This window comes from Homoserinimonas sp. A447 (assembly GCF_054489325.1).
The window spans coordinates 38,241-62,082 of sequence record NZ_JBTMWW010000001.1; the positions used below are offsets into that span (position 1 = coordinate 38,241).

Genomic DNA, 23,842 nt, shown 5'->3' on the forward strand with positions numbered 1-23,842 from the left:
TCAAACACCGTCATCGAAGACGAACTCCGTCATCGTTCGGGAAGAGCCGCCCGGTTCAGCGAGCGGTACCGCCCAGGCTCCAGGAGCCCGCCGAAGGGCCGCCCACCTGCTTCAGCGCCACCCACAGGTCTGAACGCAACTGTGGGTCGTGCAGCGACCGGCTGAGCAGGTCTTCGGCTGTCGCCAGCCGGTTGCGGAGGGTGTTCCGGTGGATGCCGAGGCTGTCCGCGGCCGGACCGACGTGGCCGTTGTGGCTGAGGAAGGCGCGGAGGCCGTCGAGCAGCTCCGTGGCATCCGCCCGCGTCAGCACCGTGTCGAGCAGGCTTTCGGCGAACGCAGACAGGGTGCCCGGGTCGACCAGGCTGTCGATGCCGGCCCGGGCGAGCTCGGTCCACACCACCACCGGGCGAACAGCGGATGCCGCGGCCAGCGCGTTGCGGGAACCGTCGTCGCTCTGGGCGAGCGCCGCCAGAGGGCGCGCCGGGCCGACGCCGACCTCCAGCCCGTTCAGCAGCCGCAGCGCGGCCTCCACGTACTCGTCCCCGGCCTGGATGATCGCGATCAGCTGGTCGGTGTCCGACCCCGGTTCCGTGCGGGCGGCGAGCGGATGCCCGAGCTCGGCTGAGTCGCGTTCGAGCAGGGTGAGGGCGCGATCCAGCGCACTGCTCGACCCGCGCGCACGCAGCACTCGCGCACGGGACCTGGGCAGCGTTGCGCTCTGCGCCGTACCGGCCAGAAGTGATCGGGCAGCTTCCGTGTCGGACTGCAGTGCCAGCGACAGCGCGCCCGCCCGGATGCGACGGTCGGCGTCGAGCTCGGCACGCGCTCTCGCCCGGTCCAGGCTGAGCAGGGCGACGGCGGTGGTGACGGCCGCGCGCTGCGCGCCTGCCGCCGTCGAGTCGGTTTCGACCGCCAGGTACGCCTCTGCCTGGCTCCCGACCCCCACGGGCAGCACCACAACCCGGGAGTCGCGCCCGATGTCGACGGCGGCGCCACGGACGCCGACTGCGTTCATCCTGGCGATGTGCGGGAGTGCGCGCTCCAGCAGGCCGGCTGCCGGCCATCCGGCGATCGTGGTTCCGTCTGGTGTACACAGCACCGCGTCGCCGCCGACGATCCTGGCGAGCGTCGCCACCAGTTCGGCCGGCCCTCCGATGGCGGCCCCGGTGAGCTCCTGCTGGTGCTGCAGCGCCTGGCGGTCAGTTTCCCGTTCGGAGGCCCACAGCAGGTCGGCGACCGCGCGACTCACGGCGATGAAGGGCACCGGCCGTGGCACGCTGAAGAGGTTGAGCGATAGCTCGGTGGCTGCTTTGCGAAGCCCGCCCGGAACATCCGGGTGGCTGAGTCCCACCCCGAATCCGAGCGCCACGACGCCGGCATCGAGCAGTTGCCCGACGAATCGTCGCCACTGGGCGGCGTCACGCGCGACCAGGCCGGTGGTGAGAAGGATCTCGCCCCCCTCGAGGAACGGGGATGGGTCGTCCAGCTCGCTGGTGGCGACCCAGCGCGCCTGCGCATCCGGTCGCGGGAGGGCGACGGCATCGAGCGACAACGCGGGGATGGCGATGATCTCGGCGACAGACGGCATATGGCATCGTTGCACAAATTCGGGACTACTGCAGGGCAAAGATGATAGCGACCGGGGCGGATGCGCGGACTAGCCTGAGATCAGGACTTACCGATTAGGAGTGCAACATGCAGGCTGCGACCATCACTGGTGGACCGAAACTCGACCAGGTCAGGACGGCGGGCGCCATCGTGCCCGGCCCGAACTCGCAGGAGTGGGCCGCCCGCAAGAGCCAGGCCGTCTCATCCGCTGTCGGCACCACCATGCCCGTCTACACCGCTGCGGCCGGTGGCGGCGTGTTGGTCGACGTCGACGGCAACTCGTTCATCGACCTGGGCTCCGGCATCGCCGTCACCACCATCGGCAACGCGGCGCCCGCCGTTGTCGAGGCGGTCAAGGCGCAGGTCGAGGCGTTCACCCACACCTGCTTCATGGTCACCCCGTACAGCTCGTATGTGGAGGTTGCCGAACTGCTCAACCGCATCACGCCGGGTGACTTCGAGAAGCGCTCCGCCCTGTTCAACAGCGGAGCGGAGGGCGTCGAGAATGCGGTCAAGATCGCCCGCGCGTACACCGGCAGGCAGGCGGTCGTCGCGTTCGACCACGCCTACCACGGCCGGACCAACCTGACCATGGCTCTCACCGCGAAGAACGTGCCGTACAAGAGTGGATTCGGCCCGTTCGCTTCCGAGGTGTACCGGGCGCCGATGTCGTACCCGTTCCGGGACGGCCTGACCGGTGCCGAGGCTGCCGCCCGCGCCATCGACCAGATGGAGAAGCAGGTCGGCGTCGAGAACCTGGCCGCGATCATCATCGAGCCGATCCAGGGCGAGGGCGGGTTCATCGTTCCGGCCGAGGGATTCCTGCCCACGTTGGTCGACTGGGCTCGCGCCAACGGCGTGGTGTTCATCGCCGATGAGGTGCAGTCCGGATTCGCCCGCACCGGCGCGCTGTTCGCCTCCGAGCACGAGGGCATCGTCCCCGACCTGATTGTGACAGCGAAAGGCATCGCCGGCGGACTCCCGCTGGCCGCCGTCACCGGCCGCGCCGAGATCATGGACGCCCCGATGCCCGGCGGCCTCGGCGGAACCTACGGCGGCAACCCGATTGCCTGCGTCGCCGCCCTCGCCAGCTACCAGACCATCGAGGATGAGGGCCTCGTCGCCCGCGCCGCCCAGCTCGGTGACGTGCTGCTCGACCGGCTGCGTGGCATCCAGTCGACGGATGCCCGCATCGGCGACGTGCGCGGACGCGGCGCCATGGTCGCCATCGAGCTGGTCAAGCCGGGCACCACCGAGCCGGATGCCGCCCTCGCCAAGGAGGTCGCCGCCTATGCCCACCGCAACGGCGTCATCCTGCTGACCTGCGGAACGTACGGCAACGTCATCCGCCTGCTTCCGCCGCTCGCCATCGGCGACGCGCTGCTCGACGAGGGCCTGCAGGTGCTCGCCGACGGCCTCGCCAGCGTCTCTTAACCCTCAAGGAATGAGTATCACCATGACTGAATCAGAACTGCTCGCATCCGTTCCCGACCAGCTGTTCATCGGCGGGCAGTGGCGTGCGTCGACCTCGGGCAAGACGCTCGATGTGAAGGACCCGTCCACCGGCAAGACGATCAAGCAGATCGCGGATGCCACGCCGGACGACGCGCGCGCGGCCATGGACGCCGCAGCGAACGCCCAGGACGCCTGGGCCGCTACCCCGGCGCGCGAGCGAGGCGAACTGCTGCGCCGGGCTTTCGACCTCATGCGGGAGCGCAAGGACGAGTTCGCGCTGCTGATGACACTGGAGATGGGCAAGCCGCTGGCGGAGTCGCAGGGCGAGGTCACCTACGGCAGCGAGTTCCTGCGCTGGTTCAGTGAGGAGGCGCCGCGTATCGCCGGACGCTACGGCTCCAACCCGGAGGGCACCGGGCGGATGATCGTGTCGCAGCGCCCGGTCGGACCCTGCTACCTCATCACCCCGTGGAACTTCCCGCTGGCGATGGCCACCCGCAAGATCGCGCCGGCGCTCGCGGCCGGGTGCACCGTGATCGTCAAGCCGGCGGCGCTGACCCCGCTGACCACCCTTCACTTCGTCAAGCTGCTGGAAGAGGTCGGGCTGCCCGCCGGTGTCGTCAACGTGCTGACAACATCGTCCTCTGGTGCGGTCTCCGAGCCGGTGCTCACCGACCCGCGCCTGCGCAAGCTGAGCTTCACCGGCTCGACCCCGGTCGGGGTGGCACTGCTCAAGCAGGCGGCCGACGGCGTGCTGCGCACCTCGATGGAGTTGGGCGGCAACGCCCCGTTCATCGTGTTCGACGATGCCGACCTCGACAAGGCGGTGGACGGCGCGATGATGGCCAAGTTCCGCAACATCGGGCAGGCCTGCACGGCCGCCAACCGGTTCATCGTTCACGAGTCCGTCGCCGAGGAGTTCGCCGCCAGGGTCACCGAGCGGGTGAACGGTTTCACGGTCGGGCGCGGGACCGAGGACGGCGTCACCATCGGGCCGCTGATCGACGACCGCGCGGTGGCCAAAGCATCCGCTCTCGTGCAGGATGCCGTGTCTCGCGGAGCATCCGTTCTCACCGGTGGCAACGCGATCGACCGCGACGGCACCTTCTTCGAGCCGACCGTGGTGACCGGTGTTGTTGCTGGCAGCGACATCCTGCGCGAGGAGATCTTCGGGCCGGTGCTGTCGATCACGACGTTCAGTGACGAGGCGGAGGCGGTGCGGATGGCCAACGACACCGAGTACGGCCTGGTCGGCTACGTCTTCACTGAGGACCTGGCTCGTGGCCAGCGCCTGATCGATTCGCTCGACACGGGCATGATGGGGTTGAACGTCGGGGTGCTCTCCAACGCCGCCGCACCGTTCGGCGGGGTCAAGCAGTCCGGCCTCGGCCGTGAGGGCGGGCTCGAGGGCATCCACGAGTACCTCTCCACCAAGTACACGCTGACGCCCGACCCGTTCAAGTAGCCCTGCGTGCATCCGCCCCGCGCTACGCCGGTCGACCTGCTGGGCAAGTTCTCTCACCTCGGCACCGGCAGTCACACCACCTCCTGAATAATGAGCGCAAGAGTGGAGGTGACGCCGATGCGCGTGGCGGTGTTGACCTGTCAGGGGCTTCCGCGGTTCGTCACGTGGGAGGTCCCGGATGTAGACGCCCTCTTCACCGACGACCGGATGCTCGTGGCCGCGCTCCAGGAGCACGGCGTGGTGGCAGAGCAGGTGGTCTGGAGCGCGCCGGGCGTTGACTGGGACTCGTACGATGTCGCGCTGATCCGCAGCACCTGGGACTACATCGACGAGCGAGGGTCGTTCTTGTCGGTGCTGGCGGCCATTGAGTCGTCGTCGTGCCTGCTCTTCAACGCAGTGGATGCTGTCCGCTGGAACAGCGACAAGTCGTACCTCTTCGACCTGGAGGCGTGGGGCATTCCCATCGTTCCCACCGTTAGGGCGTCGACGTTCCTGGATGATCCGGCCGGCTGGAGCAGCGTGGTCATCAAACCGACCGTGGGCACCGGCGCATCCGACGTATTCCGACTGGTGGCGGATGAGGTCGGCGCGGCGCTCGAGCGGCTGTCCGGGAACCGCGATGACTACCTGGTGCAGCCGATGGTGGAGTCCGTGGTGACCGAAGGGGAGTGGTCCTTCATCTTCATTGCCGGTGAGTTCAGTCACGCGCTACTCAAGAAACCTGCAGCGGATGATTATCGCACGCAGGGAATCTACGGTGGCAGCATCCGCCTGGAGACTCCCGCGACCGGCGACCTTGCCGAGGCCGAAGCCATCCTCGGCGCCCTGCCGTACGACCTGCTGTACGCCCGGCTGGACCTGGTGCGCGTCGACGGCCGGCTCGCCGTGATGGAACTGGAACTGATCGAACCGATCCTCTACTTCGACCACGCCCCAGGTCGGGTTGACCGCCTGGCCGCCGCCACCGTCAAGGCGTGGAAGGATGCACGTGACTCACCCACCAAGGAGAACAGATGAACACCGTCGACCGCGTTTTCGACCTGGAAGGACTGCTGTCCGCTGAGGAGAGGGAGTGGCAGCAGCGCGCCCGCGATTTCGCGATGCGTCGCATCCAGCCGACCATCGATGAGGACTTCGAGAACAAGCACTTCCGTCGCGAACTGGTAGCTGAGCTGGGCGAGCTGGGCCTCCTGGGGATGCACATCAATGGCTACGGATGCGCCGGCGCCGGTGCCGTGAGCTACGGTCTGGTGTGTGCAGAGCTCGAGGCTGTCGACAGCGGCTGGAGAACGTTCGTCTCGGTGCAGGGTTCGCTGGCAATGTCGGCGATCTCGAAGTTCGGGTCAGAGGAGCAGAAGCAGCAGTGGCTGCCGCGGATGGCAGCGGGGGAGCTGATCGGATGCTTCGCCCTCACCGAACCGCAGGGTGGCAGCGACCCGGCATCCATGACCACCCAGGCGGTTCGTGACGGCGACGGGTGGGTGATCAACGGCACCAAGCGCTGGATCGGATTGGCCAGCATCGCGGATGTCGCGGTGGTCTGGGCGAGGACGGAAGACGGCATCCGCGGTTTCCTGGTCCCCACTGATCGTGCCGGCTGCACCGCGACCGAGATCACCAACAAGCTGTCGATGCGTGCCTCGATCCAGTGCGACGTGACGTTCGACGACGTGCGGGTGTCGGAGTCGGAGCGGCTGCCCGACGCCATCGGCCTGTCCGCCCCACTCGGGTGTCTCACCGAGGCCCGCTATGGCATCATCTGGGGCGTGATGGGGGCGGCGCGATCGTGTCTGGACGCGGCCCTGGAGCGGTCGACGAGCCGCAACGTCTTCGGCAAGCCCATCGGCTCGAAGCAACTCATTCAGGGCAAGCTAGCCGACATGTTCGTCGAATACGAGAAGGGCATCCTGCTGGCGCTCCACATCGGGCGGTTGAAGGAGCGGGGAGCGCTCACCCCCGAGCAGGTGAGCGTGGGCAAGCTGAACAATGTGCGCGAGGCGATAGCCATTGCCAGCGCCGCCCGCGGCATCCTGGGCGGCGACGGAGTGACCTCCGAGTTCCCGGTGATGCGGCACCTGGCCAACCTCGAGTCGGTGCGAACCTACGAGGGGACGGATGAGGTGCACGCCCTGGTGCTGGGCCGTGCCCTGACCGGAATCGCAGCCTTCGCCTGACGACATCGGCTGACGGTGCAGAATTGACGGATGCCCGTCACCCTGATCAGCGACCTGAGCGATCCGCGGCTGACCGATTTCGCGCACGCGACCGACGTGCTCCTCAAGAATGGTCGCGGCGTGCACGGTGTGTACATCGCCGAGTCCGCGCTGGTGCTGGAGCGGGCGCTCCGGGCGGGCCACCGGCCGCGGGCGGTGCTCGCCCTGGGCGGCACGGTCGCTGAGGCTGTCGCGCTGGTCGGCGATGACGTGCCCGTGTTCTCCGGGCCGGGAGAACTGCTCGCCGAGCTGACCGGCTACATCCTGCACCGGGGACTGATCGCCGCCATGGATCGCCCGCCGCTGGCGAGCCCCGAGCAACTGCTGGCGAATGCCCGGCGCGTCGTCATCCTGGAGAATGTGGTCGACCCGACCAATGTCGGCGCCATCTTCCGTTCGGTTGCTGCCATCGGCGCGGATGCGGTTCTCGTCACGCCGCGCTGCTCGGACCCGTTCTATCGGCGGGCGATCCGGGTCAGCATGGGCACGGTGCTGCAGGTGCCGTGGACGCGGGTCGGGGACTGGGCATCCGCTCGGGAGCTGCTGACAGCATCCGGGTTCCACATTGCCGCGCTCGCACTGACGGACGACGCGGTGAACCTGCGCACGTTCGCGGCGGATGCCCCCGAGCGGGTTGCCCTGGTGCTCGGCACCGAGGGCGAAGGCTTGACTTCCGACGCAATCGCCAGCGCGGACACCATCGTGCAGATCCCGATGCGACACGGTATCGACAGCCTCAACGTCGCCGCCGCGGCCGCCGTGGCGATGTTCGCCCTCGCCCGATAGCCCAACCACGAGCCGGTTTGTTGACCGGCGCGTCCTTCGGGGCGCGGCGTGGTCAACAAACCAACTCACGGTTGCGGTATTACAGGCAGAGCACCACGGCGGGTGTTAGACGAGCAGCGTCATCGTCGTGACTATGGCGGCGGGCCCTGCCTCCTTCCGACGATGACGGCCCTTGTCAACAATGACGCTGTTTCGAACAGGCTCATCGTCGACAAGGCCCGTCATCGTTGAGGCTGGCGAGCGGCGAGGGTGCGAGTTCTGGCCCGGGCCCGCCCTGCAGCTTTAGACGAGCAGCTGGTGCTTCGCGAGCTTCTTGTAGAGCGGGGTGGATACGACCAGCTCCGAGTGCGTGCCCACGCCGACGACGCGTCCGTGCTCGAGCACGATGATCTGGTCGGAGTCGACCACGGTCGACAGCCGGTGCGCGATCACGATCAGCGTGCGGTCCTGCGCGACGGCGTCGATCGCCTCGCGCAACAGTTGCTCATTCAGCCCGTCGAGCGACGAGGTCGACTCGTCCAGCAGCAGGATGGGCGGGGCGGTGAGCAGCGTGCGGGCGATGGCCAGCCGCTGGCGCTCGCCGCCGGACAGCATGACACCGTCTTCACCGACCTCGGCGAGCAGGCCGCGCTCGTCACGCTCCAGCACCGATATGAGGTTGACCGAGCGCAGCACGTCGACGCACTGCTCGTCGGTGGCGTCCGGGCTGCCGAGCGTGAGGTTGTCGCGGATGGTGCCGGCCAGCACCGGCGCATCCTGCTCCACGTAGCCGATTTGGGAGCGCAGTTCGGTGCGATCGAGACCGCGGATGTCCACACCGGCCAGGCGCACAACGCCCGCCGTCGGGTCGTAGAACCGTTCGATCAGGGCCAGGATGGTCGACTTGCCGGCGCCGGATGGCCCGACCAGGGCCACCCGCTGGCCGCGAGGGACGGAGAACGAGACACCGCGGAGGACAGTGCGGTCGCGCACGTCGTCCAGCGCAGCGACCGGATCAGGGACCGAGTCGACAACGGCGACCGATCCTGGGCCCACGCTGCCGGTTACGGACGATTCGCCAGAATCGGACGTCCGTGCAGTGGGGATCGGCGTCAGCTCGCCGGATTCTTCGAGCTCCGCCAGCACCTTCTCGGCCTCGGTCTTGTGGGCGCTCTCCGGGTACCGGAACTCCACGTTCTCGAAGGTGATCGCGTCGGTTGTCTCAACGGACGGCGAAGGGGTGACCGCAGCATCCGCTTCGTCCTCGCTCGGGATGTCGATGATCTCCTGGATGCGGCCGAGCGCCCCGAGCGCCTGATTCACCGAGGTGATGGCGCCGAAGGCCTGGCCGAGCGGCATGATCATCATGAACAGGAACAGGATGAACGCGACCAGGGAGGCGATGTCGATCGCCCCGCTGGCGACGCGGAAGCCGCCCACGCCGAGCACGGTGAGGAACGACACCTGCATGGAGATCCCGGCGACCGGCACGACGAGCGCCGAGATTTTCGCGACCCGGATGCCCATGCTCCAGGCGCCGCGCGCCTCCTCGTCGATCGTGGCCGTCTCCCGCTCGGTCGCCCCGGCGGCGCGCACCGTGCGGATGGCGCTCACCGCCCGCTCCACCGCCGCAGCCAGGTCGCCGACCTTCTTCTGCTGGCGTTGGCTGGCCACCCGGATCTTGCCGGATAGACTCACCACGACGACCACCGATAGCGCGATCACGAGCAGGGTGAGTCCGAGCAGCACCGGGTCGATGATGAGCATGGCGATGAGTGAGCCGACGAAGAGCAGCACACCGCCGACGGCGTCGACGAGGCCCTGGGTCATGACGGCGTAGAGCAGGGTGGTGTCCGACCCGACCCGGGAGACCAGGTCGCCGGTGCGCCGGGTGTCGAATTCGGAGATCGGCAGGCGGAGCATCCGCGCCACCAGGCGGCGGCGGGCCGAGAGCACGACGCTGGTGCCGGTGCGCTGCAGCAGGTAATGCTGGAAGCCGCTGAGCAGGCCGGCCGCGACGACCAGTCCGATGAGCACCCACAACAGGTCGCCGAGCAACTGCCCCTTTTCCACCCGCGCGATGACCTGGCTGACCAGCAGCGGCTGGGCGAGGGACGCTGCGGCGCCGAGAACGCTGAGCACGATCACCCAGAACAGCACCTTCTTGTGCTCCAGCAAGTAGGGGAGGAGTTGGCTGAACCTCGCGCGCGGGCCTTCGTCTGCCTTAGTGCCGCGGCGGGGTTTGCGGGTTTCGGTGCTCATCTTGTCCTTCGTGGGCCTTGTGGTTTCGGGCACTGTCAGTGCCGGCCGTACTTCTTGTGCACTGCCTGCTTGCTGACGTCGAGCGCCATGGCGATGAATTTCCAGGATGCGTTCGCGTTGCGTGCCCTGCGAACCGCGAGCGTTTCCAGCTGGTCGAGTTCTCGACGCAGTTTCCGGATGGCGGTCAGCGCCTTGATCGGGTCGTCCGACCCGGCCTCGCCAGCGAGGGTGCGGATGATCGTGGAGTCCATGCTGTCAACGCTAGTTGACGCATCCGACGCCGTCAACTTTGGTTGACGCTACTTGAAGAAGACCGTGTAGATGAAGCCGACGAACAGTGCGACCGAGGCGGCGACCATGACCCATCCGACAAATGTGACCGCTCCGCGAGCTCCGTTGTGCTTGACCATGCCCAAAGTCTAGCCAGCGCCGCGGATGCGCAGTGTCAGTAGCCGGGTCTACGCTTGTCACTTGTGCCAGAACCAGTGATCACCGCCAGCAACCTCGTCAAGAAGTACAAAGACTTCGCCGCCGTCGACGGGATCTCGTTCGAGGTTGCACCCGGTGAATCCTTCGGCCTTCTCGGCCCGAACGGCGCCGGAAAATCGACAACAATGCGGATGGTCGGGGCGGTGTCCACCCGCACGGCCGGGGAGCTCAGCATTCTCGGGCTGGACCCGAACGAGTTCGGGCCGGAGATCCGCTCCCAGCTCGGGGTTGTACCGCAGCAGGACAATCTGGACACCGAGTTGCGAGTGCGGGAGAACCTCATCGTCTACGGCCGCTACTTCGGCCTGCCGCACAGCTTCCTCCGCGCGAAGGCGGACGAGCTGCTCGAATTCGCCCAGCTCAGCGACAAGGCGAAAGCCCGGGTCGAAGACCTCTCCGGCGGTATGAAGCGCCGGCTGACGATCGCCCGCGCGCTCATCAACGAACCACGCATCCTGCTGCTGGACGAGCCGACGACCGGGCTCGATCCACAGGCCAGGCACATCCTCTGGGACCGCCTGTTCCGGCTGAAGGAGCAGGGCACCACCCTCGTGCTGACCACCCACTACATGGATGAGGCCGAGCAACTCTGCGACCGCCTGATCGTGGTCGACAAGGGCCGAATCATGGCCGAGGGAACACCGGCATCACTCATTAGGGAGCACTCCTCGCGCGAGGTTCTCGAGGTGCGCTTCGGGTCCGACCGCAACGCCGGGGCAGCCGAGCAATTGGCAGGCATCGGCGACCGCCTCGAGGTGCTGCCCGATCGCATCCTGATCTACAGCGCGAACGGCGAGGCGGAGTTGGCACGCATCACCGAACTGGGGCTGCACCCGATCACCTCGCTGGTGCGTCGGTCCAGCCTGGAAGACGTCTTCCTGCGCCTCACCGGACGGACCCTGATCGAATGAGCGCCGCAAGCGGATCGAGCAAGCCAACCGGATCGAGCAGCTTAAGCGGGTCGAGCTCGTCGAGACCAGCCGAGCTCGTCGAGGCGGCGCCCGGCACCAAACCCCGCCGCTTCGGCGCCTGGTACGTCGCCGAGCACCGCTTCCGCAACATGCGTGCGTACACGCAGACGATCGTCGCCACGAGTATCGGCAACCCGCTGCTCTACCTCTACGCGCTCGGCGTTGGCCTCGCCACCCTGGTCGACCCGGGGCTCGGCACGGGCGAGGTCAGCTACCTCACGTTTGTCGCCCCCGCCCTGCTGGCGAGCGCCGCCGTGACGGTCGCCACCGAGGAGTTCACCTACCCGGTGATGCTCGGCTTCAAGTGGAACCCGGTGTTCTTCGGCATGAATGCCGCCCCGATCGCACCCCGCCAGATCATCGACGGCATCGTCATCTCGGTGACGGTGCGCATGGTGGTGACGATGGTCATCTTCTACGCGTTCATGCTGCTGTTCGGCGCGGTGCCGAGCACGCTGGGCGTTGTCACCATCCTGACGGCGACGCTCACCGGTCTCGGTGCCGGCGCGCTGATCATGGCCTACGCCACCACGATCGTGGAGGACAAGGGCCAGTTCGCCATGCTCATGCGCTTCGTCGTGCTGCCGATGACCCTGTTCTCCGGCACCTTCTTCCCGCTCGAGGCGCTGCCCGTCTACCTGCACTGGATCGGCTGGATCTCTCCGCTGTGGCACGGCGCTGAGCTGTCCCGTTTCTTCGCCTACGGCATGGCGGAGCCGATTTGGCTGACCGTGATCCACATCGGTTACCTGACCGCACTGTTCGTCTGGGGCTGGGTTGCCGCCCGCCGCATCACCGCGAGGAGGCTGAACAAGTGACCGTCACCGAACAGCCCAGAATCCTGCCGAAGCGGATGCTGCTGCTCCCGTCGCTCTACGCCGGCAACGCCCGCTCGGTCATGCACCGCGGCTGGACGGCCACCGCGCAGAGCAACTGGCTGGTGATGCTGTCCGGGTTCTTCGAGCCGATCTTCTACCTGCTGGCCATGGGTATCGGGCTGGGTTCGCTGGTCGGCGCCGTACAGTCGCCGTCCGGGCAAGACATCCCTTATGCGGCATATATCGCTCCCGCTCTTCTGGCGGTAGCGGCGATGAACGGGGCCATCTACGACTCCACCTGGAATGTCTTCTTCAAGATGAACTTCGCGAAACTGTATGAGGGCATGCTGGCGACCTCGCTCGGTCCGTTCGATGTGGCCCTGGGGGAGATCATGCTGGCGCTCGCCCGCGGAGTGCTCTACGCATCCGGATTCCTGGTCGTCATGCAACTTCTCGGACTGAACCTGGCGTGGACGGCCATCCTGGCGCTTCCGGCCGTGCTGCTGATCGCATTCGGGTTCGCCAGTTTCGGCATGGGGATCACCAGCTACATGAAGACGTTCCAGCAGATGGACTGGATCACCTTCGTCATGCTGCCGATGTTCCTGTTCTCGGCAACGTTCTACCCGCTCAGCGTCTACCCGGAGTGGCTGCAGTGGGTGGTGCAGGCGATGCCCCTCTGGCACGGTGTCGAGCTGATTCGCGGGCTGACCACCGGTGTGCTCGCCTGGGGGATGCTCTGGCATGTGCTCTACTACGCTGTGATGGTGCTGGTCGGGCTGACGTTGACCACTCGTCGGCTGAAGGCGCTGTTCCTCGACTGAGTTTTACTGTGCTGGCGGGATTCCGGCTGAGCACTCCGTCGCATCCGACTGCTCGTCGTAGCCGATCTCGGGTGCGGCCATTTCCTCGCCGAGCGGGGTCTTCTGGATGACGCAGTTACTGAACGTCACGTCGGTCGTCTCCCCGAAGATCATGCTCGAGACGCCATAGCGGTACCCGTTCCAGAACAGTCCCTGTGCATCCTCCGATTCGAAGTCGTAGCGGATGCCGAGCACCAGGAAACCGTCGCCCTCGCCGACCAGATGCTGGTCCACCAGGCACGGCCCCAGTTCTCCGGCCGGGTCTTCTGGCGTCACGAACGGACCAGCGGATGCCGCAATCGCGGCCGCGCCCAGCTCACCCCTCGGCGCGGTGACCAGCGAGGTGGGCAACTCGGCGGGCCAAGCCGTGTTGCCGGTTGCCTCGGCAGTCACGTCGATGCGAACGAGACCCCACGAGTCTGCGTCCAGCTTGTCGTCGGTCACGAAGTCCGGGCCGCAGGCATCCGTCAACGCGGTTCGCAGCTCGGCCGCGGTCGGACTGGAGGCCTCGAGTGATCGGTGCACGTCCAGCGTGATGGCGAGTTCGGCGCCGTTGGGGGCGGTGGCGACGGCGTCGATCGACAGTACGATGTCGTCGGCTGGCGGCGCGGTGGGGGAGGGCGCCTCGGTGACGCTGACCCCTGGCGACGGGTCGGTCGGTAATGTCGATGAGCATCCGGCCGTCAGCGCGGCCACGGCGGCGATCATCAGGACGGCTGCTCGTTTCATCAGTCTTCCCCTCAGACGTGTCGTTGGCAGGATCCTCACGTCCCACGCTACGCCCTCATCGGGGTGATGCAACCGCGGGGCGGCAGCCAACGCTGACGCTGTTTGTCGACGATGCGCCCGTTCCTAACCGGGTCATCGTCGACAAACAGCGTCACCGTTGCCCTCGTGGTGTGGAAGGCTCGGTGTGCTCTAAGCTCGCGCGCCTAGGGTCGAGTCATGGCAAACATCATCGAGAACATCGCAGATCGCGTCACGTCGTCGTTGGGCGCGAAGGTCAACTTCGGAGAGAAGGTCAGGCTGGAGCAGGGTGAAACACTGCCCGTATCCGTGGTCTGGTTCGGCTTTGGCGGAGGCAGTTCGGAAGCCGGGGAGGGCGAGAACGCTTCCGCCCCGGCGGGCAGCGGCGGCGGGGGAGGGGGCGCCAGCATTCCGCTCGGCGTCTACGTCGGGTCGACGCTTGGACCGCGCTTCGTGCCGAACCTGATCCCGTTGCTGGCCGTGTCGATCCCGCTCGTGGCGGCCACCGGCAAGGCGCTGTCAATCGTCATCCGCGCCCTGAAGAAGTAACTCCCAAGCTAGGGTCGTCCCCGACCGACCACGAGCCCGTTTGTTGACCACCTTGCGCCCTGAGGCGGGTCGTGATCAACAAACGGGCTCGCGGTTGGAGCACAGTGTCGTGGAGCACAGTGCCGTTGGAGCACAGTGTGACGCCGGACGCGTCAGGCGCGCAGCGACTTCAGCAGCACCGCGGTCGCCAGGGCAGCGGATGCCGCCTCGGCACCCTTGTCCTCCTTCGACCCGGGCAGCCCGGCACGGTCGATGCCCTGCTGCTCGTCGTCGAGGGTGAGCACACCGAACCCGACCGGCTTGCCGGTGTCCAGTGCGACCCGGGTGAGGCCATCCGTCGCGGCATTCGACACGAAGTCGAAGTGTGGGGTGCCGCCGCGGATGATGACGCCGAGGGCGACCACGGCATCCGCCCCGTTCTCCAGCGCCGCCTTGCAGACCAGCGGCAACTCGAAACTGCCAGGCACCCGCACCTCGGTGATCGAGGCACCGGATGCCTCCAGCACTCGCCGAGCCCCCGCGATGAGGCCGTCGGTGATGGCCTCGTGCCAGTGGCCGGCGACGATGGTCACGTTCAACCCCGTGCCGTCAACCTGGAACTCGGGCGAACCTTCACCGCTCACAGTGCCTGCTCCTTCTGGGTCTGGCGCTCCGCCTGCATCAGGAGTTCGGCATCCGGGAGCATGTGCCCCATCCGGTCGCGCTTGGTCTCAAGGTAGGCCTCGTTGAACGAGCCGACGCCGACCAGAATCGGCACCTGCTCGAGTACGGTGACGCCGCGGTCGGTGAGCTGCTGCACCTTGTCGGGGTTGTTGGTGATCACGCGAACGGATGCCAGGCCGAGGTCTTCGAGGATGGCCACCGCGGCACCGTACTCGCGACCGTCAGCCGGGAAACCGAGCGCGATGTTGGCGTCCAGGGTGTCGAAGCCGTCCTCCTGAAGCCGGTACGCGCGCAGCTTGTTGACCAGGCCGATGCCGCGGCCCTCGTGCCCGCGCATGTAGATGACGACGCCGCCCTCTTCCTGGATCATCTCCAGTGCCGCATCCAGCTGGGGCCCGCACTCGCATTTCAGCGAGCCGAACACCTCCCCGGTGAGGCACTCGGAGTGGACCCGCACCAGCGCCCCTGCACCCGGCGTGCCGGAGATGATGGCGACGTGGTCGGCGCCGGTCAGCCGGTCGCGGTAGGCACGCATCCGCAGTTTGCCGTGCGTGGTGGGAACCGTGGTCTCCACCTCGAAGATCACCCGGGAGGTTTCCGGGATGGCGACCACCTGCGGCACGTCGGTGTCGCAGTGCACGGTCTGCAGGTACTCGATGAGTGACGCGATGGTGATCACGGCGACGCCGTCGCGCTCGCCGAGCTTGATCAGTTCGGGCAGGCGCATCATCTCACCGGCGTCCTCGACGATCTCCGAGATGGCGCCAACCGGCACCAGGCCGGCCAGCTTCAGCAGGTCGACCGTCGCCTCGGTGTGGCCGTCGCGCGCCCGCACTCCACCGTCGACCGCGCGCAGCGGCATGATGTGCCCGGGGCGGTTTAGCGAGGACGGCGTCGAGTCGACGTCGGCCAGCACCCGCAGCGTGTGGGCGCGATCGGCGGCACTGATGCCGGTGCTGATGCGGTCGGCGGCGTCCACCGAGATCGTGTAGTTGGTGCCGCGCGGGTCTTCGTTGTTCAGGACCATGACCGGCAGTTCGAGCCGGTCGGCGATGGCGTTGGTCATCGGCGCGCAGATGAAGCCGGATGAGTTGCGCACCATCCAGGCCAGCCACTCCTGGCTGGCCAACTGGGCTGAGATGACGACGTCGCCCTCATTCTCGCGGCCCTCATCGTCGACGACGATGATGGGCTTGCCTGCGCGCAGTTCCTCGAGCGCGGTGGGGATGTCAGCGAGGCTCATTGCTCGCTCCTTTCAGTGGTGGTGCGTGTGTTTGGGAAGTGCAGCATCCGCTCGACGTGGCGGGCGACGATGTCGGTCTCGATGTTGACCAGTTCGCCTACCTGGCGGGCGCCGAGGGTGGTGGCGGTGAGGGTTTCGGGGATCAGCGAGACCTCGAACCAGTCGTCGCCGACCGCGCTGACCGTGAGGGAGATACCGTCGATCGCGATCGATCCCTTGCTGGCGACCAGCGGTGCCAGCTCGGCGGCGAGCGAGAACCGCAGCACGCGCCAGGCGTCGCCATCCGTCACGCTGAGAAGCTCGCTGGTTCCGTCGATGTGGCCCTGCACGATGTGTCCCCCGAGGCGGTCGCCGACCTGCGCGGCGCGCTCCAGGTTGACGCGGGTGCCTGCAGTGGGCGCCTTCAGCGTGCTCATGGCGATCGTCTGGGCCATGACATCCGCCGTGAACCAGTCGTCGCCCTGCTCGACCACCGTGAGGCAGACGCCGCTGACCGAGATGGAGTCGCCGTGCTTCGCGTCGGACACCGCGAGCGGGCCGCGAACGGTGATGCGGGCGGCGTCCTCGGTGGGCTGCCAGGCGAGCACCTCGCCGACCTCTTCGATGATTCCGGTGAACACTAGTTGGCTCCTTCTATTCCTGCGGGTTGAGTAGTCCGCGAAGCGGGCGTAGATCCCCTGAGTAGGTCGCTTTGCGACCGTATCGAAGGGTCGAAACCTGGCCGGGCAACGATCAGCACGTCGTCGCCGACCCGCTCGATGTCGCGGATGCTGAGACGGCGGGTGTCCGCGATGGTGCCGACACCGATGTCGCCGACTGCGAGGCGGTTGCCGCCGATCAGCGCGGGCGCCAGGTACACCAGGTACTCGTCGACGAGTCCCGCCGTGATGAACGCGCTGGCCAGCGTCGGACCGCCCTCCACGAAGGCGTGACGGATGCCGCGGTCGAACAGCGAGCACAGAACCTCGTCGAGGTCACGGCTGTGCGCCTGGATGAGGGGCTGCGGGTGGAGGTGCAGCTTTGCTCCGCTGGGCACCGGCGTCAGGCCGATCACGACGGGGATCGGCTGGTGCTCGAGAAGCTCTCCGGCATCCCCGCGGGCGGTCAGCGACGGGTCGTCGGCCAGAACGGTGCCGCTGCCGACGATGATCGCATCCGCTGCCGCGCGTTGTTCGTGAACGCGCTGGCGGGCGGCGGTGCCGGTGATCCACTGGCTGGAACCGTCGGATGCTGCTGCGCGCCCATCGAGGCTGGCCGCCCACTTGAGGGTGACGAATGGGCGCCGGAGCCGGGTTGCGGTCAGCCAGCGGTGGAGGAACTCTTCGACCTCCTCGAGCAGCACTCCGCCGGTGACCTCGGCGCCGGCCTGGCGCAGGCGGTCGGCGCCCCCGCCGGAAAGTGGACCTGGATCCGTTGCGCCATAGAAGACGCGGGCAATGCCGGCGTCGATGAGCGCCTGGCTGCACGGGCCGGTGTGCCCGGTGTGGTTGCAGGGTTCCAGCGTGACGACTGCTGTCGCGCCGCGGGCCTGCGCCGGGGTGAGCTTGCTGAGGGCGTCGACTTCGGCGTGGACGGTGCCGACTCCGCGGTGCCAGCCCTCGGCGAGCATCCGCCCGTCAGGGCTCAGGATGACGCAGCCGACCCGGGGGTTCAGGCCGAACGCTGGGCCGTGCCCGGCGAGGGATAACGCATGACGCATCGCGGTGGCGATGGTGGTGTCGTCGCCTGGGGCTGTCATCCGGTTCCCTTCTCTCGATCTCGAGATGGGCTCCGGGAGTGCGCCACAATGCCGTGGCCAGGTTCGCCGCCGTGAAACGCCGCCGAACCTGTGTGCTTCCTTCCATCCGGACTGAGAGACCCGCGCCTGTTCGACACTGCAATCTCATAACCGTCGGTGCCGGAATTCCACCGGCTCAACCGGGGCACTGATCGCTCAGCACCACGGGTCGCGGACTATAACCGCCGGTTCGGATTTTCACCGACCCCGGAGCACATTCTTCTTTCAGTGTATGACAACGCGGTGCCCAGCGGTTTATTCCCGACCTTCGGGCTGATTGAGCTTGTCGAAATCGGCCTAGAGTAACTCGAGGTCTCTCGACGAGCTCGACCAGCTAAAGAGCCAGCAACTGCGGCAGCTCGGCGAGCGAGCGGATGACCAGCACGCCGGCCGCCTGCGCCTCGGCGACCTCGCCCGGGTCGGGCACCACGACACCGCGGTCGAGCCAGACACCGGTGAGGCCCGCGTCAACCGCGCCACGGGCATCCGTCTGCAGCCGGTCGCCGATGTAGGCCGCGTTCTGTGGTTCGACGCCGAACAGTTCGCAGGCGTGCTGGAAGATGCGCGCATCCGGCTTCGGAACCCCGACGACACCGGATGCGACCACGTGACGCATTCGGTGGCTGAGCGCCAGCCGGTCCAGTTTCGGTGTCTGGTAGTTCAGTTCGGCGTTGGTGATTATGCCGAACTGCACTCCGGTGATGATCGACTCCAACTCATCGAGGCAGGGGAGGGCGTCGTCGTGCAGCACCCACGACTGGTCGTAGTGACCGAGGTAGTCGGCGTACCAGGCATCCGCCGCACCGTCGTCCAGTTCGATCCCGTGGTGGCGAAGGAACTCCTGCACCCGCACCCGGCGTTGCTGCTGCAGGTCGAGTTCGCCGTGCAGGTAGCGGCTGTAGTGCACCTCCTCCAGGTGATGCCAGCGACGCACCTCGTCCGCGTCATCCGCCGCCGCCAGCACACCGCCCCACGCGTGCCGCTTCGTGGTCACGCCCAGCGCGACCGCCCGCTGGTGGTCGAACAGGGTGTCGTCGAGGTCGAACAGCACCACAGACACTGAAGGAGAAGCGGATGCTTGCGCGGCGTTCTGCTGGGAAACAGTCGTCACGGGTTCGATTCTCCTTCGTTTTCGCTGCGCGGCGAGGGGAGTGGCCAGCCCGGCTTGACGCTGCGGTCGTCGGAGGCGCGCAGCAGCCCGTGCCAGGACTCCGGATGCGACCCGTCGCGTGCCGGCAGCACCGCAGGCCGGACACCGGCGAACGTGAACCCGAGCTTTCGGGCGACGATGGCGGATGCCGCGTTCCCGGCCACGCACTCCCAGCTGACCTCAGGGGCGAACCCGGTATCGAACGCCCAGTCGAGCACCGCGCGAACTGCTTCCGGCATGAACCCGTGGCCGCGGTGGGACGAGCCCAGCCAGAAGCCGATGTCGAACCGGCCGAGCTTCGTGCGCAGCCCGATGACGCCGAGCAGGTCACCGCTGCCGGAGCGCACCGCCCACGTCAGTTCCTCGCCGGAGGACCAGCCGCGCGGTACATGCTCGATGATGAAGTAGCGGGCGTCAGCCAGCTTGTACGGCCACGGGATGGTCAGGTACTTCTCGAACTCCGGGTCCTGGCAGTACTCGAAGATCGCCTGGGCGTCACCGACGTGTAACTCATCAAGACGGAGCCGACCGGTGGTGAGCGTGAACGGTTCCACGATCAGGCCTTCGGCAGGAAACCGACGCGGTCGTAGACCCGCGCCAGGGTCGTCTCCGCGATCTCGTTCGCACGTTCGGCGTTGACGGCAAGCATCCGGTCGAGTTCGGCCGGGTCGTCAAGCAGTTCTCGGGTGCGTTCCCGGATCGGTCCGAACGTGCCGACGACGGCATCCGCCACCGCACCCTTCAGGTCGCCGTAGCCGCGACCGGCGAACTCGTCCTCCAACGCCGGCACTTCGCGCTCAGTGAAAGCGGAGAGGATGGTGAGCAGGTTGGACACGCCCGGCTTCTGGTCGCGGTCGAAACGCACCTCGCGGTCGTCATCGGTTACAGCGGACTTGATCTTTTTCGCCGTCTTCGCCGGATCGTCCATCAGCCAGACCACGCCGGAATCGGAGGACGCCGACTTGCTCATCTTCGCCGTCGGGCTCTGCAGGTCGTAGATGCGCGCGGTCTCCGCCATGATCACCGGCTTCGGCACGACCAGCGTCTCGCCGAAACGCGAGTTGAACCGGTTCGCCAGGTCGCGGGTCAGCTCGACGTGCTGCTTCTGGTCGTCGCCGACCGGCACAACGTCGGTGTCATACAGCAGGATGTCGGCTGCCATCAGCGTCGGGTAGGCGAACAGGCCGACCGTGGTGGCGTCCGCCCCGTGGCGGCTCGACTTGTCCTTGAACTGGGTCATGCGGCTGGCCTCGCCGAAGCCGGTCAGCGTGTTCAGCACCCACGCCAGTTGGGCGTGAGCCGGCACATGCGACTGCACGAACAGGGTGGATGCCGACGGGTCGATCCCGGCAGCGATGTACTGGGCGGCGGTACCCCGGGTCTGCCGGCGCAGCTCAGCGGGATCCTGCGCGACCGTGATCGCGTGCAGGTCGACCACGCAGAACACCGCGTCACTGGTGGCCTGCATCCTCTTCCACTGGAGGAGAGCCCCGATGTAGTTGCCGATCTGGAGCGAATCGGCGGACGGCTGCATGCCGGAGAACAAGCGGGGTTTGGAGGTCATACGGCAATTCTTTCAGTTACAACAGGTAATCGACGACAACGGGAGTGTGGTCCGACCAGCGCTGGTCGTGGGCGGCGGCCCGGTCGACGGCGTAGCCCGTGACGGTGGCCGCGAGTGCCGGTGTCGCCATCTGGTAGTCGATCCGCCATCCGGTGTCGTTGTCGAAGGCCTGCCCGCGCCAGCTCCACCAGGTGTACGGCCCGTCGACCTCTCCGGCCTGGGCGCGCCCGATGTCGATCCAGCCGAGGCCCTTGCCGACGGAACCGTCGGCACCTTCGACGTCTTCGCCCAGGGGGCCGAAGAACCGGTCGAAGTACGCGCGCTCCTCGGGGAGGAAGCCGGCCCGCTTGACGTTGCCCTTCCAGTTGCGAATGTCGAGCTTGGTGTGTCCGACGTTGAGGTCGCCGAGCACGACAGCATGGTCGCTGTGTGCCGCGAGCTCCGGCAGTCGCGCGGTCATCGCATCCAGGAACTTGTACTTCTCGACCTGCTTCGGGGTGTCGGCGACGCCGGAGTGCACGTAGGTGCTCACGACCGTGATCACCTTGTCGCCCACCTCGTAGTCGGCCTCCAGCCAGCGCCCGGCGCTGTCGAAGTCCGGGTCTCCCAGGTCGACGCGGTGGATGGAGGCCCCGCCCCCGTGGGCCCCAGCCCTGCTGGCCAGTGCCACGCCGGCACGCCCCTTGGCGGTTGCCGGGTCGTGCAGGATGTCCCACTCCGGTCCGAGCAGGTTTTCCAGGTCTTCGGTCGACGCCCGCACCTCCTGGATCGCCAGGATGTCGACGTCGCGGCCGTCGAGCCAGGCGCCCATTCCCTTGCGGTAGGCGGCTCTGATTCCGTTCGTGTTGATGGTGGCGATGCGCAGGGGGGTGGTCATTCAGCCAGCCTACCGACGACCTCCGTCATGCTTCCGCCGCATCATCACGCGACGCCACCAGGGCAGCGACCGCCTCAGTTTCTCTTCGGCTTCCACCTTCCTGGCCTCTCGTTCCTGAGCGCGTTCCTGTGCTTCCTTGCGCCGTTCTTCGGCGACTTTCGGGTCGGGGATGATCCCGGCATCCGTCATCCCGACCGCGATCCAGGATGCCGCCAGCAGGATCACCTGGCAGATCAGGTTGAACCAGATCAGCAGGCCGATGATGAGGGCGAAGGATGCCAGCAGCGGGTTGCGGGACGCGCCACCCAGCAGCGCCGACCCGAGCACTTTGAGCACGCCGAGCCCGGCAGCCCCCAATAGCGCCCCGGCAGCGAGGCGGCGCCACGGGATGGACAGGCCGGAGAGCAGGCGGTACAGGGCGGCAAGCGCCACCGTGTCGAGCAGGAACATCAGAATGAGGCCGACGGCCCGGCCGGCGACAACTGCGAACAACGACTTCTCACCGATGCCGAGAAGGTCGAGCATTCCGGTCACCGCCTGCGTGCTGAACACCAGCAATGCCGATGAGATCAACAAAGCCGCACCGAAACCGATGCCGAGTCCCACGTCTTTCAGCTTCAGCAGGAGGAAGTTCAGCATCTCGCCTGGCAGCCCGAACAGGGTGCGGATGGCGTCACGGGCGGATGCCAGCCAGCCCAGCGCAGTGAACAGCAGGCCTCCGAGCGCGATCGCCCCGGTCCAGCTCAGCACGATCCCGGTCTGCAGGTCGTCCGGGTCGACGATGCCCTCGCCGCTGCCGGTGTCGATCAGCCCAGGGACGGACTCGTTCAGCACCCGAAAGAACGCCTGACGGATGTCGGGGTTCGCGTCGACCAGCAGTCCGGCGACAGAGAACCCCACCCAGAGTGCGGCGAACACGGCGAAGATCGCCTGGAAGGAGAGCCCGCCGGCGAGCAGCGGCCCGCGGCTCTCGGTGTAGTGCAGGAAGACCCGCACCGGCCGGAACCCTTGCGCCCAGGCGATGAGCTTCTGCAGCTTCTGCTTCATCCTTCGAGACTAATCAGGCTGCGCCGGGCCGTGTCTGACCTGGCGCTTCACGCATCCGCCGCCATCCGTCAACAGGATGGATTCGGGAACGCGCCCTCCAGACATCCGTTTCCATGGGATGTCGGCCATTTCATCCTGTTGACGGAGGTAGGAACGGGTTTCTCAGTGCGGTGGGAGCGAGCGGCCTGAGAGCGAGTTCAGTCGGCGTCGAGTTCGGATGCGATCAGTTCGGCCAGTTCGTCGGCCTGCGCTTCCGCGTCATCGCCGGACACCGTGAGGGTGAGCTCATCGCCGGCGTTCACGCCCATCGCGAGCAGCATGAGCACGCTCGCGGCGTTCGCCCTCTTGCCGGTCGCCGCCTCCAGGGTGACGGCATGGCCGCTGTCGGCTGCCGCTTTGGCGATCGTGGCGGCCGGCCGGGCGTGCAGCCCGACGGCCGAGCCGAAGGTGACGCTGCGCTGAACTTCGGTCATTTGTGTTGCCTCCCTGGAGTTGTGACCATGCTACGGGGCGACCTTCGCTGCCGACGGTTGCCCGGCCAGTACGACGTCCGGCCCCGCCGCCTCGACCTCGGTGATGAGGTCTCGGTTGACCGCAGCATCCGTGATGATCGTGTCGATGGCGGCCAGCGGGGCGATGCGTCCGAACTCTTCGCGCCCGAACTTGCTGTGGTCGGCCAGCACGATGCTGCGCCTGGCCGCCTTGATCATGGCCGACTTGACTGCGGCTTCGGCGATGTTGTGCGTGGTCAGCCCGCGCTCCGGTGTGATGCCGTTGACGCTGAGGAACGCCACGTCGACGCTGACCATGCTCACCATCTGGTGCGTCCAGGTGCCGACGGCCGCCCGAGACGACGACCGCACGGTGCCGCCGAGCACGTGCAGTTCGATGTTCTCCCGGTCGGCGAGTGCGATGGCGACGGCGATGGAGTGGGTGACGACGGTGAGCTGGCGGTCGAGGGGGAGGAGCTCGGCGAGCTTGATGGTGGTGGTTCCGGCGTCGATGATGATGGAGCCGCCGTCCGGCAGCTCTTCCAGTGCGGCAGTGGCGATGGCCATCTTCTCGTCGGCCAGGATCTCGTTGCGGTCGCTCACCGCCCGCGTGATGGTGATGCGCTCCACCGGGATGGCGCCGCCGTGTGCACGACGAACCAGCCCGCGGCGTTCGAGTGAGGTCAGGTCGCGGCGGATGGTCTCTGGAGTGACTTCGAGCAGTTCAGCCAGCTCGCGAACATCCACTCTCCCGTTGCTTCGTGCCTGTTCGAGGATGGCCTGGTGCCGCTCGGGTGCGTACATTCTGACTCCGCTGTCGGGGTG

General features: G+C 67.2%; 24 protein-coding genes and 1 riboswitch. Of the genes, 9 read left to right on the forward strand and 15 right to left on the reverse strand.

What is annotated here, in order from left to right; translation table 11 throughout:
* Positions 1-55: 55 nt before the first annotated feature.
* Positions 56-1,588, reverse strand: coding sequence for a PucR family transcriptional regulator (locus tag ACX3O0_RS00195; protein WP_459106351.1), 1,533 nt, complete (start codon positions 1,586-1,588; stop codon positions 56-58).
* A 107-nt stretch (positions 1,589-1,695) separates the two neighbouring features.
* On the opposite strand from ACX3O0_RS00195, the gene gabT reads away from it, so the two are divergent.
* The 5 genes from gabT (at position 1,696) to ACX3O0_RS00220 (ending at position 7,527) form a co-directional block, all read left to right on the forward strand.
* The gene (gene gabT / locus ACX3O0_RS00200) at positions 1,696-3,042 is read left to right on the forward strand and encodes a 4-aminobutyrate--2-oxoglutarate transaminase (RefSeq protein WP_459106352.1); all 1,347 of its coding nucleotides are present in this window, start codon (positions 1,696-1,698) and stop codon (positions 3,040-3,042) included.
* 22 nt (positions 3,043-3,064) lie between these two features.
* Positions 3,065-4,528, forward strand: a complete 1,464-nt coding sequence (locus tag ACX3O0_RS00205; protein ID WP_459106353.1) for an NAD-dependent succinate-semialdehyde dehydrogenase — start codon at positions 3,065-3,067, stop codon at positions 4,526-4,528.
* Between the two features lie 117 nt (positions 4,529-4,645).
* Positions 4,646-5,545 (forward strand): ATP-grasp domain-containing protein, encoded by a 900-nt coding sequence (locus tag ACX3O0_RS00210; protein WP_459106354.1) that lies wholly within the window; start codon positions 4,646-4,648, stop codon positions 5,543-5,545.
* Entirely contained in the window at positions 5,542-6,702 is a 1,161-nt protein-coding gene (locus tag ACX3O0_RS00215; RefSeq protein ID WP_459106355.1) for an acyl-CoA dehydrogenase family protein, read from the forward strand. Before ACX3O0_RS00210 ends, ACX3O0_RS00215 begins: the two co-directional genes overlap by 4 nt.
* 30 nt (positions 6,703-6,732) lie before the next feature.
* Positions 6,733-7,527: a TrmH family RNA methyltransferase gene (locus tag ACX3O0_RS00220; protein ID WP_459106356.1), complete on the forward strand. Its 795-nt coding sequence runs from the start codon at positions 6,733-6,735 to the stop codon at positions 7,525-7,527.
* Between the two features lie 282 nt (positions 7,528-7,809).
* Here ACX3O0_RS00220 and ACX3O0_RS00225 read toward each other — a convergent pair whose 3' ends face one another.
* Together ACX3O0_RS00225 and ACX3O0_RS00230 are read right to left on the reverse strand one after the other, a co-directional pair.
* Positions 7,810-9,768: an ABC transporter ATP-binding protein gene (locus ACX3O0_RS00225; protein ID WP_459106357.1), complete on the reverse strand. Its 1,959-nt coding sequence runs from the start codon at positions 9,766-9,768 to the stop codon at positions 7,810-7,812.
* Between the two features lie 35 nt (positions 9,769-9,803).
* Entirely contained in the window at positions 9,804-10,019 is a 216-nt protein-coding gene (locus ACX3O0_RS00230) for a hypothetical protein (RefSeq protein ID WP_459089902.1), read from the reverse strand.
* Between the two features lie 222 nt (positions 10,020-10,241).
* On the opposite strand from ACX3O0_RS00230, the gene ACX3O0_RS00235 reads away from it, so the two are divergent.
* From ACX3O0_RS00235 to ACX3O0_RS00245, 3 genes are read left to right on the forward strand one after another with little or no spacing between them, the layout of a single operon-like run.
* Positions 10,242-11,168, forward strand: coding sequence for an ABC transporter ATP-binding protein (locus ACX3O0_RS00235; protein ID WP_459089904.1), 927 nt, complete (start codon positions 10,242-10,244; stop codon positions 11,166-11,168).
* Positions 11,165-12,046: an ABC transporter permease gene (locus tag ACX3O0_RS00240; protein ID WP_459106358.1), complete on the forward strand. Its 882-nt coding sequence runs from the start codon at positions 11,165-11,167 to the stop codon at positions 12,044-12,046. The genes ACX3O0_RS00235 and ACX3O0_RS00240 overlap by 4 nt, the downstream gene beginning before the upstream one ends.
* A gap of 35 nt (positions 12,047-12,081) precedes the next feature.
* Complete coding sequence (locus ACX3O0_RS00245) at positions 12,082-12,870, forward strand: ABC transporter permease (protein WP_459108420.1); 789 nt, start codon at positions 12,082-12,084, stop codon at positions 12,868-12,870.
* Between the two features lie 3 nt (positions 12,871-12,873).
* Here ACX3O0_RS00245 and ACX3O0_RS00250 read toward each other — a convergent pair whose 3' ends face one another.
* The gene (locus ACX3O0_RS00250; RefSeq protein WP_459106359.1) at positions 12,874-13,638 is read right to left on the reverse strand and encodes a hypothetical protein; all 765 of its coding nucleotides are present in this window, start codon (positions 13,636-13,638) and stop codon (positions 12,874-12,876) included.
* A 216-nt stretch (positions 13,639-13,854) separates the two neighbouring features.
* On the opposite strand from ACX3O0_RS00250, the gene ACX3O0_RS00255 reads away from it, so the two are divergent.
* Positions 13,855-14,205: a hypothetical protein gene (locus ACX3O0_RS00255; RefSeq protein WP_459106360.1), complete on the forward strand. Its 351-nt coding sequence runs from the start codon at positions 13,855-13,857 to the stop codon at positions 14,203-14,205.
* A gap of 152 nt (positions 14,206-14,357) precedes the next feature.
* Here ACX3O0_RS00255 and ribH read toward each other — a convergent pair whose 3' ends face one another.
* The 11 genes from ribH to ACX3O0_RS00310 all read right to left on the reverse strand — a co-directional run bounded on the left by ribH (position 14,358) and on the right by ACX3O0_RS00310 (position 23,821).
* The gene (gene ribH, locus ACX3O0_RS00260) at positions 14,358-14,828 is read right to left on the reverse strand and encodes a 6,7-dimethyl-8-ribityllumazine synthase (protein ID WP_459106361.1); all 471 of its coding nucleotides are present in this window, start codon (positions 14,826-14,828) and stop codon (positions 14,358-14,360) included.
* A complete protein-coding gene (gene ribA / locus ACX3O0_RS00265; RefSeq protein ID WP_459089914.1) occupies positions 14,825-16,111 on the reverse strand; it encodes a GTP cyclohydrolase II in 1,287 nt (428 codons plus the stop codon). Before ribA ends, ribH begins: the two co-directional genes overlap by 4 nt.
* Complete coding sequence (locus ACX3O0_RS00270; protein WP_459106362.1) at positions 16,108-16,731, reverse strand: riboflavin synthase; 624 nt, start codon at positions 16,729-16,731, stop codon at positions 16,108-16,110. Before ACX3O0_RS00270 ends, ribA begins: the two co-directional genes overlap by 4 nt.
* Complete coding sequence (gene ribD, locus ACX3O0_RS00275) at positions 16,731-17,849, reverse strand: bifunctional diaminohydroxyphosphoribosylaminopyrimidine deaminase/5-amino-6-(5-phosphoribosylamino)uracil reductase RibD (RefSeq protein ID WP_459106363.1); 1,119 nt, start codon at positions 17,847-17,849, stop codon at positions 16,731-16,733. The genes ACX3O0_RS00270 and ribD overlap by 1 nt, the downstream gene beginning before the upstream one ends.
* Positions 17,850-17,939: 90 nt before the next feature.
* A riboswitch (FMN riboswitch) is annotated at positions 17,940-18,106 on the reverse strand.
* A 116-nt stretch (positions 18,107-18,222) separates the two neighbouring features.
* Positions 18,223-18,999 carry an HAD family hydrolase gene (locus tag ACX3O0_RS00280; RefSeq protein WP_459106364.1) on the reverse strand — a complete coding sequence of 259 codons (777 nt, stop codon included), beginning with the start codon at positions 18,997-18,999 and terminating at the stop codon, positions 18,223-18,225.
* Positions 18,996-19,592 carry a GNAT family N-acetyltransferase gene (locus ACX3O0_RS00285; protein ID WP_459106365.1) on the reverse strand — a complete coding sequence of 199 codons (597 nt, stop codon included), beginning with the start codon at positions 19,590-19,592 and terminating at the stop codon, positions 18,996-18,998. The genes ACX3O0_RS00280 and ACX3O0_RS00285 overlap by 4 nt, the downstream gene beginning before the upstream one ends.
* Before the next feature lie 2 nt (positions 19,593-19,594).
* Positions 19,595-20,602 carry a tryptophan--tRNA ligase gene (trpS, locus tag ACX3O0_RS00290; RefSeq protein WP_459106366.1) on the reverse strand — a complete coding sequence of 336 codons (1,008 nt, stop codon included), beginning with the start codon at positions 20,600-20,602 and terminating at the stop codon, positions 19,595-19,597.
* Positions 20,603-20,618: 16 nt separating this feature from the next.
* Positions 20,619-21,479, reverse strand: a complete 861-nt coding sequence (locus ACX3O0_RS00295; protein WP_459106367.1) for an exodeoxyribonuclease III — start codon at positions 21,477-21,479, stop codon at positions 20,619-20,621.
* A 9-nt stretch (positions 21,480-21,488) separates the two neighbouring features.
* Positions 21,489-22,526 (reverse strand): YihY/virulence factor BrkB family protein, encoded by a 1,038-nt coding sequence (locus ACX3O0_RS00300; RefSeq protein ID WP_459106368.1) that lies wholly within the window; start codon positions 22,524-22,526, stop codon positions 21,489-21,491.
* Positions 22,527-22,723: 197 nt separating this feature from the next.
* Complete coding sequence (locus ACX3O0_RS00305) at positions 22,724-22,999, reverse strand: HPr family phosphocarrier protein (RefSeq protein WP_459106369.1); 276 nt, start codon at positions 22,997-22,999, stop codon at positions 22,724-22,726.
* Positions 23,000-23,029: 30 nt separating this feature from the next.
* Complete coding sequence (locus ACX3O0_RS00310) at positions 23,030-23,821, reverse strand: DeoR/GlpR family DNA-binding transcription regulator (protein ID WP_459106370.1); 792 nt, start codon at positions 23,819-23,821, stop codon at positions 23,030-23,032.
* Positions 23,822-23,842 lie beyond the last annotated feature (21 nt).

Coding starts and splice junctions, on each gene's coding strand:
- ACX3O0_RS00195 (WP_459106351.1), bottom strand. CDS start 1,588: ATGCCGTCTGTCGCCGAGATCATCGCCATCCCCGCGTTGTCGCTCGAT.
- gabT (WP_459106352.1), top strand. CDS start 1,696: ATGCAGGCTGCGACCATCACTGGTGGACCGAAACTCGACCAGGTCAGG.
- ACX3O0_RS00205 (WP_459106353.1), top strand. CDS start 3,065: ATGACTGAATCAGAACTGCTCGCATCCGTTCCCGACCAGCTGTTCATC.
- ACX3O0_RS00210 (WP_459106354.1), top strand. CDS start 4,646: ATGCGCGTGGCGGTGTTGACCTGTCAGGGGCTTCCGCGGTTCGTCACG.
- ACX3O0_RS00215 (WP_459106355.1), top strand. CDS start 5,542: ATGAACACCGTCGACCGCGTTTTCGACCTGGAAGGACTGCTGTCCGCT.
- ACX3O0_RS00220 (WP_459106356.1), top strand. CDS start 6,733: ATGCCCGTCACCCTGATCAGCGACCTGAGCGATCCGCGGCTGACCGAT.
- ACX3O0_RS00225 (WP_459106357.1), bottom strand. CDS start 9,768: ATGAGCACCGAAACCCGCAAACCCCGCCGCGGCACTAAGGCAGACGAA.
- ACX3O0_RS00230 (WP_459089902.1), bottom strand. CDS start 10,019: ATGGACTCCACGATCATCCGCACCCTCGCTGGCGAGGCCGGGTCGGAC.
- ACX3O0_RS00240 (WP_459106358.1), top strand. CDS start 11,165: ATGAGCGCCGCAAGCGGATCGAGCAAGCCAACCGGATCGAGCAGCTTA.
- ACX3O0_RS00245 (WP_459108420.1), top strand. CDS start 12,082: ATGCTGCTGCTCCCGTCGCTCTACGCCGGCAACGCCCGCTCGGTCATG.
- ACX3O0_RS00250 (WP_459106359.1), bottom strand. CDS start 13,638: ATGAAACGAGCAGCCGTCCTGATGATCGCCGCCGTGGCCGCGCTGACG.
- ACX3O0_RS00255 (WP_459106360.1), top strand. CDS start 13,855: ATGGCAAACATCATCGAGAACATCGCAGATCGCGTCACGTCGTCGTTG.
- ribA (WP_459089914.1), bottom strand. CDS start 16,111: ATGAGCCTCGCTGACATCCCCACCGCGCTCGAGGAACTGCGCGCAGGC.
- ribD (WP_459106363.1), bottom strand. CDS start 17,849: ATGACAGCCCCAGGCGACGACACCACCATCGCCACCGCGATGCGTCAT.
- trpS (WP_459106366.1), bottom strand. CDS start 20,602: ATGACCTCCAAACCCCGCTTGTTCTCCGGCATGCAGCCGTCCGCCGAT.
- ACX3O0_RS00295 (WP_459106367.1), bottom strand. CDS start 21,479: ATGACCACCCCCCTGCGCATCGCCACCATCAACACGAACGGAATCAGA.
- ACX3O0_RS00300 (WP_459106368.1), bottom strand. CDS start 22,526: ATGAAGCAGAAGCTGCAGAAGCTCATCGCCTGGGCGCAAGGGTTCCGG.
- ACX3O0_RS00305 (WP_459106369.1), bottom strand. CDS start 22,999: ATGACCGAAGTTCAGCGCAGCGTCACCTTCGGCTCGGCCGTCGGGCTG.
- ACX3O0_RS00310 (WP_459106370.1), bottom strand. CDS start 23,821: ATGTACGCACCCGAGCGGCACCAGGCCATCCTCGAACAGGCACGAAGC.